Raw genomic sequence first — 14,090 nt, forward strand, 5'->3', positions numbered from 1 at the left:
GAATTACAGTTTTCTGGTCACGCAGGTTTAAAGCACTCCCAACTCCGGTGGGGTAAAATAGGAACTGCGGGTTGCTGCTGCCATTTGCTTTGGTGATGTAGAGATATCCACGTCTCAATCATTGGGCGAAAAAACGGTAGTAAAATCTTAATGGTTCTATTAGTGTGCCTCCGGGGAATGATATTCTGCATTCGGGCTAGTTAGATTTCTGGATAAGATGTTGCTGGTTCGTCGCAGTATTTATTTTTTTTTCCAAAATCGGTTTGATCGCCGGTTTCGGAAAACGCCGAATAAGTTATACCTTTCGGCGAACGTGTTGGGTTTGCGGTTCGTAAGATTGACCCTTGTTTGAGGCATTAAAAGTGGTTTCTCGAAAAACGTTAGCGGGTGCAGTTGCAGTAGTCGGCTTGCTTGTAAGTGCTCAAGCGCGAATGCTCTCTCTATTAAAGAGGCATTAGCTGCCACCTATCAGAATAACCCGACATTGAACGCATCACGCGCGCAGCTTCGTGCGACAGATGAAGGCGTGCCGCAGGCATTATCCGGATGGCGTCCGACCATTATTGGTAGCGGTCAATATGGCTATCAGTGGCAAGATACAAACGGAACTAACAGAAACCGTAACGAAGCTACGCTTTCGTTGCAGGCGACGCAGCCGTTGTTCCGTGGTTTCCGGACAGTGAACTCCACGCGTCAGGCTGAATCTATTGTTCGTGCTCAGCGTGAAGATTTGCGTTTTGCAGAACAGACTGCTCTGTTTCAGGCTGCAACAGCCTATATGGATGTTATTCGCGACACCGCGCTTGTTTCTTTGCGCCGGAGCGACTTGAAGTTCCAGGAAGAGCAAGTTCGTGCCTCCAAAGACCGCTTCAATGTGGGTGAGGGCACACGTACTGATGTTTCTCAGGCTGAATCCGGTCGTGCTCGTGCGCAGTCTGCGCTGAACACTTCTCTGGCAAACCTGAACACAAGCCGTGCTATTTTCCGTCAGGTGATCGGCATTGATCCGAAAAACCTGAGTGCGCGCACCAATATCACCAGCTTGCTACCGAAGACTGTTTCTTCAGCGATCTCTATTGGTCAGGAAGAGCATCCTTCTATTCAGTCTTCTCAGTTCATGGTTGATGCAGCGCAGTTCGCTGTGAAAACCGCTGAGGGTGTTTTGCTTCCTTCCGCAGATGTTCAGGGTACGTTGTCTTACAATGACAACTCTCTTCCTGGTGTGAGCGGTGGTGGTATCACCAAGTCTGCTTCCATCTTCGGTCGTGTGACTGTGCCAATCTACCAGAGTGGCAGTGAGTACTCAGTTGTTCGTCAGGCAAAAGAAGATCTGGGTCGCACCGAGATCCTCGTTGATGTCTCCCGCGATAGCATTCGCGCACAGGCAATTTCTTCCTGGGGGCAGCTGAATGCGTCCATCGCATCTATTACAGCAGCTGAAGCGCAGGTTGCTGCGGCTCGTCTGGCTCTGGAAGGTGTGATTGAAGAGCAGCGCGTTGGTCAGCGTACCACGCTCGATGTTCTGGACACTCAGAGTGATCTGGTTGATGCGCGTGTGACACTCGTGACCGCACAGCGTGATCGGGTTGTGGCAGCTTATGCTGTTCTTTCCTCTATCGGTCGTCTGGACTACGACAATCTCGGCCTGACCGGTGCGCGTTATGATCCAACTGAACACTACCGCCTGGTACGTGATAAGTGGATTGGTCTGCGGACCCCGGATGGACGTTAAGTTCCTCTGATAAAACGAAATTTTGAAGAAGGGAGCCGGTTGAGCTCCCTTTTTTGTTGCCCGGATTTGCAAGGGTACCAGTTTTCCTTGTGGGAATTGGCGTTTTGCCCGTTCTGTGGCTGTCAGGTGAGGCGGCTTTTCTCTTATATTTGAGTAAGTATTTATTAATGAACTGAGTCGGAAAGCCGGCGGATTAGACGCGTTTAGAAGTGGAGTACATACATGGGAGCTGTTTCTCAAGGTAACGAGCCTTCCATGGAGGATATCCTGAGCTCGATCCGCAAGATTATTTCGGATGACGAAGCGAGTGGCGCAGAGCAAATGACAGATGCTGCATTAAGTGAAGCGGACGCGGGTCGTGAACTATCACAGGACGATCTGGATAAACTCTTTGACGATGCGCCAGCGGAAATGGAGCCAGCTCCGGCGCCTGAGCCTGAAGAGGTGAAGGCGGAAGAACCTGAGGTTCTTGAGCTGACACAAAAAGAGAAGATCGAAGAGGAAACCTCCTCCTTGAAGATGGTTGAAGGCCTTGCGGATGAAGACAAGGACGACGGTGGCGACATCGCGTTTCTTGATCAGCCGGGACCGGAAGCCTTTGGATTGAGCAGTACGGAACAGGACGACATTCTTGAGCCTGCAGCTGCGGCTACTGCAAAAGATCCTGCTGAAACTCTGATTTCAACGGCAACGGACCAGGTTGTGTCCAATGCCTTTAACGGTCTTGCCAACACGGTGCTGTCCAAGAACGCCCGTACGCTGGAAGACCTTGTTGCTGAGATGCTGCGCCCGATGCTGAAAAGTTGGCTCGACCAACATCTGCCAAGTGTGGTGGAACGGCTCGTGCGCCAAGAGATCGATCGCATCTCACGCAAATAGCTTACCGGGGAGAGGGGCGTTCAGTTCCCCTCACATCTCCCGGCCTTCATCACTCCCTCTGTGAAAACCTTGTCAAAACCCGTTTGTGGTGTGGGCTGTTTGGGTATTTGTCGCTCAAATATGCTCTGTAACTGCATGAAAGGTTGACTTAGGCGAGTGCATCCGATTTACACCAGACAAACTCCATAAGTGGAAGAGCTTTTAGGTATGCTGGATAAAACATATGAGGCGGCCTCTGTTGAGCCGCGGATTTACGAAGCCTGGGAACAGGCTGACGCCTTTAAGGCAGGTGCGGGCGCAGAAGATGGAGCTGCGACCTACTCAATCGTGATTCCGCCGCCAAACGTGACAGGCTCTCTGCATATGGGCCACGCACTCAACAACACCCTGCAGGACATTATGGTTCGCTACCAGCGTATGCGTGGTCGCGACGTTCTGTGGCAGCCGGGTATGGACCACGCAGGCATCGCAACGCAGATGGTTGTTGAGCGCCAGATGGCAGCTGACGGCGGTAACATCACGCGCCGTGACCTTGGCCGTGAAGCGTTTGTTGAGCGCGTCTGGAAATGGAAAGGTGAGTCCGGCGGGATGATCTTCAACCAGCTCAAGCGCCTTGGTGCGTCTTGTGACTGGTCCCGTGAGCGTTTCACCATGGATGAAGGCCTTTCCAAGGCCGTTCTGGAAGTCTTTGTTTCCCTTTACAAAGAGAACCTGATTTACAAGGACAAGCGCCTTGTGAACTGGGATCCTAAGCTTCTGACTGCGATTTCCGATCTGGAAGTTGAGCAGAAGGAAATGCAGGGCAACATGTGGCACTTCCGCTATCCGCTTGCGGATGGTGTGACTTACCAGCACCCAGTTGCATTTGACGAAGAAGGCAAAGCGACTGAGTTCGAGACCCGCGATTACATCGTGATTGCGACCACTCGTCCGGAAACCATGCTGGGTGATACGGCTGTTATCGTTCATCCGGATGATGAGCGCTTTAAAGAGCTGCAGGGCAAAGACATTATTTTGCCGCTGGTTGGCCGCCGTATTCCAATCATTGCTGATGATTATGTTGATCTTGAAACCGGTACAGGCGCGATGAAGGTTACGCCTGCGCACGATTTCAATGACTTTGACATTGGCAAGCGCCACGATCTGGCACAAATCTCCATTATGGACCGTGAAGCCAACATTGTTCTGCGTGAAGCAGAAGGCTTTATGGATGGTCTGGAGATGACCGACGAGCTGACCAAGACCCTTGAGGCGCTTGAAGGCGTTGAGCGTTTTGCTGCTCGTAAACTGATTGTTTCCATGCTGGATGAAAAAGGCCTGCTGGATGAAGTTGTTGACCACCTGAACATGGTTCCACATGGTGACCGTGGTGGTGTGCCGATTGAGCCTATGCTGACCGATCAGTGGTATGTTGATGCCAAGACCATGGCGCAGCCTGCTATTGCTTCCGTTCGTGAAGGCCGCACCAAGTTTGTTCCTGCAAACTGGGATAAGACCTATTACGAGTGGATGGAAAACATCCAGCCGTGGTGTATTTCCCGTCAGCTGTGGTGGGGACACCGTATCCCTGCGTGGTATGGCCCAGAAGGTAAGTTCTTCGTTGAAAAAACTGAAGAAGAAGCTCTGGCGGCTGCTGCAGAGTTTTACGGCAAGCCTGTTAAGCTGATGGAACAGAATGATGCTCTGGCTGCGCATGATGCAGGCGAAGCTGACTTTGTTGCCATGTACCGCGATGAAGACGTTCTGGACACCTGGTTCTCTTCTGCTCTGTGGCCGTTCTCCACCATGGGTTGGCCTGACAAAACAGCTGAGCTGGCACGTTACTACCCAACGTCCGTTCTGGTAACTGGCTTTGACATCATCTTCTTCTGGGTTGCCCGGATGATGATGATGGGCAACCATTACATGAAGACCGAGCCATTCGACACGGTTTACATCCACGCCCTCGTTCGTGACGAGAAGGGCGCTAAGATGTCCAAGTCCAAGGGCAACGTGATTGATCCGCTGGCGCTGATTGAAGAGTACGGTGCGGATGCACTGCGCTTCACTCTGTCTGCTATGGCTGCTCAGGGCCGCGACATCAAACTGGCGACCTCCCGTGTTGCTGGTTATCGTAACTTTGCGACCAAGCTCTGGAACGTTTGCCGCTTTGCGGAAATGAACGAATGTCATGCTGTCGAAGGTTTTGATCCGGCTCTGGTCAAGCAGACTGTGAACCGCTGGATCGTGACTGAAACCAGCCGCGCTATCCGCGAAGTTTCTGAGGCAATCGACACGTACCGCTTCAACGATGCAGCCGGTGGTGCTTACCGTTTCGTCTGGAACACCTTCTGTGACTGGTACGTTGAGCTGACCAAGCCAATCTTCTACAGCGATGATGAAGAGGCGAAGGAAGAAGTACGTGCGACCACTGCTTGGGTTCGTGACGAAATTCTGAAGCTTCTGCATCCGTTCATGCCGTTCATCACCGAAGAGCTGTGGCAGCGTACTGCTGAAACTGCAGGCTCTAAGCGTGATGAGATGCTGGTTCTGTCTTCCTGGCCCACTCCGATTGGTGAAGATGAAGAAGCTGCTGCTGAGATCAACTGGCTGATCGACATGATCGTTCAGATCCGCTCCGTTCGTTCTGAAATGAACGTTCCTGCGGGCGCGAAGGTTCCTGTTGTTCTTTCCGGAGCTTCCGAGCAGACCAAAGAGCGTCTGGCGATCCACGAAGCTGCGATCATCAAGAACGCACGTGCAGAAAGCGTCACCACCGCTGACGAGATCCCGCAGGGCTCTGCTCAGATCGTTGTTGGTGAAGCGACTGTGTGTCTGCCGCTGGCTGGCGTTATCGATCTGGATGCGGAAAAGGCACGTCTTGGCAAGTCACTGGACAAGATCGTTGGTGAACTCACCAAGATCTCCAAGAAGCTGGAAAACGAGCGCTTCCTTGCGAAAGCTCCTGAAGATGTTGTTGCTGCTGAAAAAGAAAAAGTGGCAGAGCTCGCAGAGCGTAAGGAAAAGATGGAAGCCGCTCTGGAGCGCCTCGCAGCTCTGGGCTAAAAGCTCACATCCTTCTTAGAAATTCAAAGCGCGGCTCCTCGGGGCCGCGTTTCTCGTTCAAGCCTTTTTCGCCTTCTTTCGTTCCTTCTTTTTCTTTGGTGCTTTTGCCTTGGGCTCTTTCTTAGTCTCAGCCTTGGCTTTGGGTTTTGGTTTTACAGGTGGCACGACGGTTTTTTCGGGCATCTGGAGGTTGCCGGTCTCGCCGTAGTTGGTGACGAAGGGGTGGGCGACTTCGATGTTCTCATCTGAAATGAGTTTCAGGGTGCGGATGATGATGCTTTCCTGAATGGCGAGATACTCATCTCGAGTTGCGGCCTGAACGCTGTCCTCAATCTGAATGACGATGCCGTTCTCGTCGATGTTCTCCAGTCTCACCTTTGCGGCGTCCGGTTGGGAGAGGGGATGTTTGGCCAGCATGCGTTTGATCTTAGTGATCAGCCTTTCCAGCTGCTCGGCGCTGGTGTCATATTTGAGCGCAAACCTAAGGACCACGCGGAAGTGATCCTTTGCCGTGAAGTTCATAAAGTTCATCTTGGCAAGGTCCGCGTTGGGAATGGTGACCAGCGTTCGGTCTGTGGTTCTGATGCGGGTGGAGCGCATGCCGATGGATTCCACGTGTCCGCGTATTTTGTTGAACTCGCAGTAGTCTCCAACCCGTACAATGCCGTCTGCGTAAAGGATCAGGCCGCCCAGCAGGTTTTCCAGCGTTGGTTGGGCCGCAAGGGCGATGGCAAGGCCGCCCACACTGATACCGGCGATGATGCCGTAGAGCGGAATGTTCAGCCGCGTTGCGCCATAAGTGAGTAGGACAAGGGCGCAGATGATGGCGAAGAACTGGGTTGCTGTGCGGATGATGCTGCGATCGATAGAGGGAGCGCCACGGTTTTTCAGGAGCACCAGTTCACTCAGAAGGCGCAGGCTTTTGTAGATGATCACCGCTGCCCCGATCCAGACCAGTGTTTCGATGGTCAGGTCATAGACCTGCAGGACCGGTCCACCAATGTTGATCTGATAGTCTGCCAGATAGCGCAGGAAGATGAGCGAGCCGACAATGACGCTGGAGGTGATGATGCTGAGCACCTGCCGGCGAACCGGCTTCTTGCGATCAGGTAAGCGCCGCATGACGTTGATGAAAGCAAAAAGAATAGCTGCGGCGATGGCTGTGATCAGGATCAGCGCAAACCACTGCCAGACGGCCTGTCCGTAGTAAAGCTCCAGCAGCCACGAAGGCTGGCTTTCTATCAGCGAGAACCATGCCGGAGGCAGCAGATGTCCCGGACTGCTGGCAAAGAAGTGGTAAAGATCCTGCGGGATGGAAGAGCGGGAGGGAAGGTTTTTCACCTCCTCATAGAACTCAGGAATGCGGTCTACGGTTTGCGCTGAGAAAACATATTCTCCCTGCTGTGGTCCCTCTGTCATCTTGGTGATGACGATCTGGGTGAACGGGATTGTCCATGAATTCTCCAGTCCCGCCTGATTGAAGTCATAGGTACCAGCAGCGGTTCCCGGGATGTCGGGGAACGGCGGCAGCGGGATGCGGTCCAGTATCTCTTTGAGCTGGAGAACCAGCTCCAGAGAGGTTTGCTGTCTGGTAGCGCTGGGAAGGCCGGAGAGGTCGAAACAGCCTCTGGCGCGCTCCAAAAGGATCTCGGCGAGGTGGATCTTGTTTTGCAGGCGCTCATGGTTCTTGCTCATGCCGAGCGTTTCCATGGAGAACGCCCCCATGCCGGTGTTCTCCTCATACGCTTCCTGAATGAGGTGGTTGGTTTCCTCCATGATGTCGAGGAAGCTGTCGAGGGTCGCTCTGGGAGAGCTGGTATCAGCAGGGGCGAGGGGGAACATCCCGATGATATCTTTTGCGCGGAACTCCATCAGAGGCATTGCTGGCATGCGCAAGGTCTCGGGCGTGCCGTTCTCATCGCCTGTCATCTCCGGCTTCTCGGAGGGCGCTTTCAGGATCTCCTTTTGCTGCTGTTTGATGTACTTCTGGTAGAGGGATTGGGCAGGGGCCTCGCTTGGGAGTGCCAGAAACATAAGAACGCAAAGAAACGCAGAAAAAACGCGTGCAACGCATAAATAACGCAAACCAACGCAAAGTGGGCTCTTCAGGCTCTGTGCCTGTTGTCCTTGTGGTTGATATGCGCGTTGTTGCTGTGGTTGCATCAAGGTCTCGGGTGTTGCCAGCAGTGGGTGCTATGAAACCAGTGACACAAGACCATTTGGGAAATTGGCGCCTTGTTATTTAAGTAAAATTTGCAGGTGAGCCATAAAAATCCACCGTGACATCTGGGCAACGCCTGTGGGTTAGCTGAGATTCCTCAGCGATTGCCGCCTGTTTGCCTCGTTCTGGCCTTTTCCCCGCGCCATTCCAGTGCTAAGCCCTGTACAGCTTGGGCGATTGAATCAATAGCTGCTGGAAAGTTTTATGGGTTTTACAATGCGTAAATATCTTGGGCGTGCTGCATCCTGCGCACTCGCTGCGTTGATTGGTGGGGCAGCTTACTCATTGCCTGCTCAAGCTCAGACACCAATTCATAACCCAGTTGCTGTGTTTAAAGGCCTCGACAAAATCACAGGCCGTATTACCACGTTTGATGTCTACATTGATGAGACCGTTCAGTTTGGTGCGCTGCAGGTGACACCGCGCGTGTGTAACTCTCGTCCCTTGACAGAAGCCTCTCAAACCACTGCATTTATTGAGGTTGATGAGCTGACACTAGACAGCAAAGTACGCCGTATCTTCAGCGGCTGGATGTTCGCCAGCAACCCGGGCGTTCATGCTGTGGAGCACAGCGTCTATGACATCTGGCTGATCAACTGTAAGAAGACCACATCCGTTCCACCGCCGGAAGGCTATGCTGGTCCTGCCGTTGAGCTTGTTTCCGAAGAGGATGAGCTGGCTGGCAAAGACTTTGTTTCTTCAGGTGAAATTCCGGTGCCGCGGCCTAAGGTTGTTGCCACCCTGCAATAAAGATGATGCGGCCTCTTACAGGAGGCCGTTTTTGTTTTTGGGTGGAGTAGGGCGCATGTCCTCAATGATCTGCAGCAGCAGTTTACCTGAGGTTTCCTGAGGCAGCGCATTGAAATCTCCATGCACCATCAACGCATTTTCCAATAGCTTGCCGTACTGCTCTTTTGGAACTTCAGTGGCGCCGAATTGCTCCAGATGCTCTGTCACAAACTGCGCGTCCAGCAGCCTGTAGTTGCCATAGAGAAGGCGCCCATAGAGATGCACCAGCGCGACTTTTGAGGCATCGCGTTCCAGCGAGAACATGCTTTCACCGAAGAAAGCTCCGCCAAGAGACACCCCGTAAAGGCCGCCAACGAGCTCGTCAGAAGTGTTAAAAACTTCAATGGTGTGGCAATAGCCCATGGCAAAAAGCTCAGTGTAGAGCTTTCTGATCTCCGCATTAATCCATGTCTCTTTGCGCTCCGCATTGGTGGTTGCGCAGTGGGAGATGACAGCTTTGAAATTGCGGGAGGCGCGGACGATGAACTTGTCTGCGCGAACGGTTCGTGCGAGCCGTTTGGGGATGTGAAATGAATCGAGCGGCAAGATGCCTCGCCGCTCGGGATCGATCCAGAAAAGATCAGGAGAATCCGCAGTTTCAGCCATTGGAAAGATGCCACAAGCGTATGCTTTAAGCAGAATTTGTGGAGTTATCTTAAATTCCATGCTGGGCTGCTTTTGACCTCCCTAAATCTCCTCAGTTTTCTTCTGAGTTCTGTTCTGCGATGTGCGCTTCCAGGAACTTCTCCAGCCAATGGATATCATAGGCGCCGTTGGCGATATCCTGATTGTCCAGAAGCTCTGTGAAGAGCGGAACAGTGGTGTTGATGCCATCAACCACAAACTCGCTGAGTGCACGACGCAGACGCATCATACATTCCACACGAGAGCGGCCATGAACGATCAGCTTGCCGATCAGGCTGTCATAGTGTGGAGGAATTTTGTAGCCCTGATAAACGCCGGAATCCACGCGTACGCCCAGACCGCCCGGTGGGTGGTAGTAGGTGATGGTGCCCGGAGACGGAGCGAATGTCAGAGGATGTTCTGCGTTGATGCGGCACTCAATTGCGTGACCGGAGAAGCGTACATCTTCCTGATTGATGGAAAGGGTAGAGCCTGCAGCAATGCGGATCTGTTCGATCACGAGATCAATGCCGGTTACCATTTCTGTCACAGGGTGTTCCACCTGCAAACGGGTGTTCATTTCAATGAAGTAGAACTCACCGTTTTCATAGAGGAATTCGATGGTGCCTGCGCCGCGATACTTGAGCTTGCGCATCGCTTCCGCACAGATCTCGCCGATTTCCATCCGCTGCTCTTCGTTCAGAGCTGGGGAAGGACACTCTTCGAATACCTTCTGGTGGCGACGCTGCAAGGAACAGTCGCGCTCACCAAGGTGGATCGCGTTGCCCTGACCGTCACCCAGAACCTGCACCTCAATGTGGCGCGGTTTGCCGAGGTACTTTTCCATGTACAGCGCATCGTCGCCGAAAGCTGCTTTGGATTCAGAGCGTGCCGTGGAGATTGCAGTGTCCAGATCATCAGCGGTCTGGGCGACCTTCATGCCGCGACCACCGCCGCCTGCAGCTGCTTTTACGAGAACCGGGTAGCCGATCTCTTTTGCAATTGCATGGACGTCATCTTCCGGAGTGATGCCACCGTCAGAACCCGGCACAACTGGAATACCCAGTTCTTTTGCCGTGGTTTTAGCCTGAATCTTATCACCCATTACGCGGATGTGCTCAGAGGTAGGGCCGATGAAGGTGATGCCGTGCGCCTCAAGGATTTCCGCAAAGCGTGCATTCTCGGAGAGGAAACCGTAACCGGGATGCACCGCGTCGGCGCCAGTGATTTCACAGGCTGCCAGAATCTGCGGAATGTTGAGGTAGCTGTCGCGGGCTACCGGCGGACCAATACAAACACTTTCGTCAGCAAGGCGCACGTGCATTGCGTCTTCGTCGGCAGTGGAGTGGACCGCAACAGTGCGAATGCCCAGCTCTTTACATGCCCGAAGGATGCGGAGTGCGATCTCGCCGCGGTTTGCGATGAGGATCTTGGAGAACATAGAGACTACGCCTGTTATTCGATGATGATGAGTGGTTCGCCGAATTCTACTGGCTGACCGTCTTCAACCAGAATTGCAGTTACAGTACCTGCTTTTGGAGCAGGGATCTGGTTCATGGTCTTCATTGCTTCCACGATCAGGATGGTGTCACCCTTCTTGATGGATTTGCCAACTTCGATGAACTGCGCTGCACCTGGCTCTGGAGCAAGGTAAGCGGTACCAACCATTGGAGAAGTCACTGCGCCCGGATGGCTTGCTGCGTCTGCGGACACTGCGATCTCAACTGGCGCTGCAGCAGCAGGAGCTGGTGCTGGAGCTGCTACAGGAGCCGGTGCTGCGACTGCAACAGGAGCTGCCGCGACTGCGCCTGCTGACAGCTGACGAGCGACACGAACGCGGAGATCTTTGTGTTCCACCTCGATTTCGGTCAGGTTGGTTTCGTCCAGCACGTTAGCCAGCTGGCGGATCATTTCCTGATCAAACTTAGTTTCTTTCGTCATCGTTTTCATCGTCCAGTTCGAAATGCCCTGACTGGTGTCAGGAACTTTCGGTTTGGCCCCCCAAAGCGAATGTGCAGCAAGGATGGCCTTTAATAATCTGTGAAAATCCAGTTGCTCAGAGCAAAACACGGATCTTCTTAGTGAATGAACGCATCAAGCAGTCGGTCATTAACTGCATAGATGGCCATTAATTCTCTAGTTGCGAGATGCTGCTTTTAAAAAAGTATGCATCCGGTGTGCCTAGGCTGCGCATAAGGCAATATCATGTTTAACCGCGCAGAAAGGCACATTTCCCTTTGATTTACTCAGAAGTACACAAATGTAGTTGCGACTACGCAACCAATCTGTTCTCAAAAACTCTGTGTAATGAGCTAGGTTTACTTGACGTATTGGTAAAGTGTAGCCAGACAAATAAACATAACTGGCCCTCTTATATGATCAGAGCGGACCAAGGAAAAGACCTTTGTCCGCTCTGAGCAGAGTTCTTAAGGATAAAGCAGCGAAAATGCGTTGATATGCGCGATTAAGATGAATTTACTCGCGTTCTGCTGCAATTTTTTCCTTCAAAGTGTCGTAGCCGACAGCGCCTACAATCACCTCATCACCCAGAATGTAGGATGGTGTGCCGGTGATGCCGAGCTGTTCTGCGATGGTGAAGACTTCCTGGAAGGTTTCAGCTGCGCGGCTAGACTTCATGGACTTTTCCAGATCTGCATCTGCAATGCCGAGGTCTTTCGCCACTTTCAGGCTGCTTGCCAGGTTCGCACGGCCAGGCTGGCTGAGCAGGGCGAGGTGGAAGTCTTCGTACTTGTCTGGTGCAACTTCAGCAACTGCGATCGCAACGCGTGCAGCTTCCTGAGAGGCTTTGCCAAGTACCGGGAATTCTTTCAGCACTACGCGCAGGTTCTTGTCTTCGTCGACGAGGCGAACGAGGTCGGACAAGGCGCGTTTACAGTAACCACAGTTGTAGTCGAACAGTTCCACGAGGGTGACGTCACCATCTGGGTTACCGAGCACGATCTGGTATTCACTGTTGTAGATCTCGTCGGAAAGGCCGGTGATGGCTTCTTTACGAGCGCTTTCTTCTTCAGCGAGGCGGCGCTTGTCCAGTTCCTGCAGTGCCTCCAGCACGATCTCAGGGTTCTGAACGAGGTATTCCTTGATGATCGTTTCCACTTCAGTGCGGTTCACCGATTCTGCTTGTGCAGAAAAAGTTGCTGGCAGCAGAGCGAGCGTTGCTGCACAAGTGATCGCAGCTCGGCGAATGAGTTTATTCATGACATCTCCTGTAACCCTGTTCGGGTGTTGGTTTTTATCTGTCTGATCTGTTAGCGGCGTCTTACCTGAGGCACTTTAACCGACAGTATATCGTCTGCTTGTTGCCAAGCCGGTGTGCCGACCTTCAATTTTTTTTGAGCACGCTTTGCGTAGCGCTGTGCGCTGCGGATATCGCCGCGGGCCATATGACTTTGAGCTGTTGCCAGATCAGCGCCTGCAACGTCGCCGAGGCGAGCATTTGCGATGGCGAGCTGGGCATAGCCGTTCATGGAGTACCGGTCTTTCTGAAGAGCTCTTGTCAGAATGCTCTTGGCTTCTTTCAGATACTTCTGGTCATTGGAAGCGACCATGGCGAAGCGAGCCAGATTTCAAAATGCGGATTGCCCGGATAAAGGGCCAGCGCTTTACGGAACGGTGCAATAGCCGCTTTTGGCTTGCCACCTTCGAGCAGGGCCTGACCCTTAATCTCATAGAAGTATGGATATTCCGGAGCTTTCGCGATCAGCGCGTCGATTTTTCTGACGGCTTTGGAAACCTTATCAGAGCGCATGCTGGCAATCGCGCGGGCATACTGCGCGGCAAGGCTTTTGTCTTTATCCGGGTAAGCTCGATAAACAGAGTTTTTGTGACTGGTGAAGGCCAGTAGCTTGGCTTTGACCATGTCATGCTTCAGCTGAAGGCGTTCAGGATCCTTCTTGTTGAAGTGCCTGTTTTTTTGCGCCTTGTTCTGAAGTGCGTTGAAACGGGCACGCGGCATCGGGTGGCTGAGTGCGTATGGATCAACGTACTGAGCCGAGAACAATGCCTGATCTGCCATGCGCTCGAATGTGGTGAGCATGCCCTTGGCAGAAACACCGACGCGATCAAGGTAGCGCAGGGCTGCCTGGTCAGCTGCAGATTCTTCTGAGCGGCGATAGGATAGGAAATTACGTTGTGCAAGGGCGCCGCCGCCGGACACAGCGGCTGCACCGCCGCGTGCGATGGAGCTGTTGCCTGTGGTTGCTCCTGCTGCCATTGCACCAGCACCAAGGATCATGCCGATAACGGACATGATTTGTGCGTTGGAGGCAGCCTGACGCATACGAACGAGGTGGTTACCCGCGATGTGGCCGGTTTCGTGGGCAATCACGCCGATCACTTCACTTGGTGTTTTGGCGTCCATGATGACGCCGAGGTTGATGAACATTCTGCGGCTGTCCGGCACAAAAGCGTTGAAGCTTTTGTCGTTGACCAGAATAATCTCAACCTGATTTGCAGGAAGGCCTGCAGCACGGAAAATTGGTTTGGCATACTCGCGCAGCAAATCTTCAGTCTCAGCATCACGAACGAGGGGGAGACCCTTCTTTTGTTGAGCTTGAGCTGTGGTGATTGCCACATTAGGTACAACCAGTGAAAGTGCAGTCGCTGTGATGAGAAAATTGCGCGCAAACTTTGTTGCTTGTGATTTTACTGGTTCAATCACACGTTTCAATGCATTGTTCTTAAATTGCACGTCAAGTCCCTTAGTTGGCTTGGCAGGCGCAGAGCGGTTCGCACTTAAAGTACTACATAGACTTTCAAATAAGCCTTAACCACCCAAGA

11 protein-coding genes are annotated in these 14,090 nt (G+C 52.8%); 4 read left to right on the forward strand and 7 right to left on the reverse strand.

The window, feature by feature from the left end:
• Positions 1-484: 484 nt before the first annotated feature.
• The 3 genes from JCM12308_RS08460 to JCM12308_RS08470 all read left to right on the forward strand — a co-directional run bounded on the left by JCM12308_RS08460 (position 485) and on the right by JCM12308_RS08470 (position 5,656).
• Entirely contained in the window at positions 485-1,732 is a 1,248-nt protein-coding gene (locus JCM12308_RS08460) for a TolC family outer membrane protein (RefSeq protein ID WP_244271853.1), read from the forward strand.
• 222 nt (positions 1,733-1,954) lie between these two features.
• Positions 1,955-2,611: a PopZ family protein gene (locus tag JCM12308_RS32175; RefSeq protein WP_054783435.1), complete on the forward strand. Its 657-nt coding sequence runs from the start codon at positions 1,955-1,957 to the stop codon at positions 2,609-2,611.
• Positions 2,612-2,818: 207 nt separating this feature from the next.
• Positions 2,819-5,656, forward strand: coding sequence for a valine--tRNA ligase (locus JCM12308_RS08470; protein WP_054783436.1), 2,838 nt, complete (start codon positions 2,819-2,821; stop codon positions 5,654-5,656).
• Between the two features lie 57 nt (positions 5,657-5,713).
• On the opposite strand, the gene JCM12308_RS08475 is transcribed toward JCM12308_RS08470, so the two are convergent.
• On the reverse strand, positions 5,714-7,690 hold the full coding sequence (locus JCM12308_RS08475; RefSeq protein ID WP_054783464.1) for a mechanosensitive ion channel family protein: 1,977 nt from the start codon (positions 7,688-7,690) through the stop codon (positions 5,714-5,716).
• A gap of 391 nt (positions 7,691-8,081) precedes the next feature.
• On the opposite strand from JCM12308_RS08475, the gene JCM12308_RS08480 reads away from it, so the two are divergent.
• Positions 8,082-8,627 (forward strand): DUF2155 domain-containing protein, encoded by a 546-nt coding sequence (locus JCM12308_RS08480; RefSeq protein ID WP_008546745.1) that lies wholly within the window; start codon positions 8,082-8,084, stop codon positions 8,625-8,627.
• 15 nt (positions 8,628-8,642) lie between these two features.
• Here the strand turns inward: JCM12308_RS08480 and aat are convergent, their stop codons facing one another.
• From aat to JCM12308_RS08510, 6 genes are all read right to left on the reverse strand, one after another.
• Positions 8,643-9,332, reverse strand: coding sequence for a leucyl/phenylalanyl-tRNA--protein transferase (aat, locus tag JCM12308_RS08485; protein ID WP_054783437.1), 690 nt, complete (start codon positions 9,330-9,332; stop codon positions 8,643-8,645).
• 31 nt (positions 9,333-9,363) lie between these two features.
• Positions 9,364-10,731: an acetyl-CoA carboxylase biotin carboxylase subunit gene (accC, locus tag JCM12308_RS08490; protein WP_008547084.1), complete on the reverse strand. Its 1,368-nt coding sequence runs from the start codon at positions 10,729-10,731 to the stop codon at positions 9,364-9,366.
• 14 nt (positions 10,732-10,745) lie between these two features.
• Positions 10,746-11,240, reverse strand: a complete 495-nt coding sequence (gene accB / locus JCM12308_RS08495) for an acetyl-CoA carboxylase biotin carboxyl carrier protein (protein ID WP_008547175.1) — start codon at positions 11,238-11,240, stop codon at positions 10,746-10,748.
• Positions 11,241-11,765: 525 nt separating this feature from the next.
• Positions 11,766-12,509 (reverse strand): DsbA family protein, encoded by a 744-nt coding sequence (locus JCM12308_RS08500; protein WP_054783438.1) that lies wholly within the window; start codon positions 12,507-12,509, stop codon positions 11,766-11,768.
• A 50-nt stretch (positions 12,510-12,559) separates the two neighbouring features.
• Entirely contained in the window at positions 12,560-12,859 is a 300-nt protein-coding gene (locus JCM12308_RS29415) for a hypothetical protein (protein WP_054783439.1), read from the reverse strand.
• A complete protein-coding gene (locus JCM12308_RS08510) occupies positions 12,829-14,001 on the reverse strand; it encodes a M48 family metalloprotease (RefSeq protein ID WP_054783440.1) in 1,173 nt (390 codons plus the stop codon). Before JCM12308_RS08510 ends, JCM12308_RS29415 begins: the two co-directional genes overlap by 31 nt.
• Positions 14,002-14,090: the final 89 nt, after the last annotated feature.

Source organism: Pseudovibrio denitrificans JCM 12308, assembly GCF_001310815.1.
Classification (GTDB): Bacteria; Pseudomonadota; Alphaproteobacteria; order Rhizobiales; family Stappiaceae; genus Pseudovibrio; species Pseudovibrio denitrificans.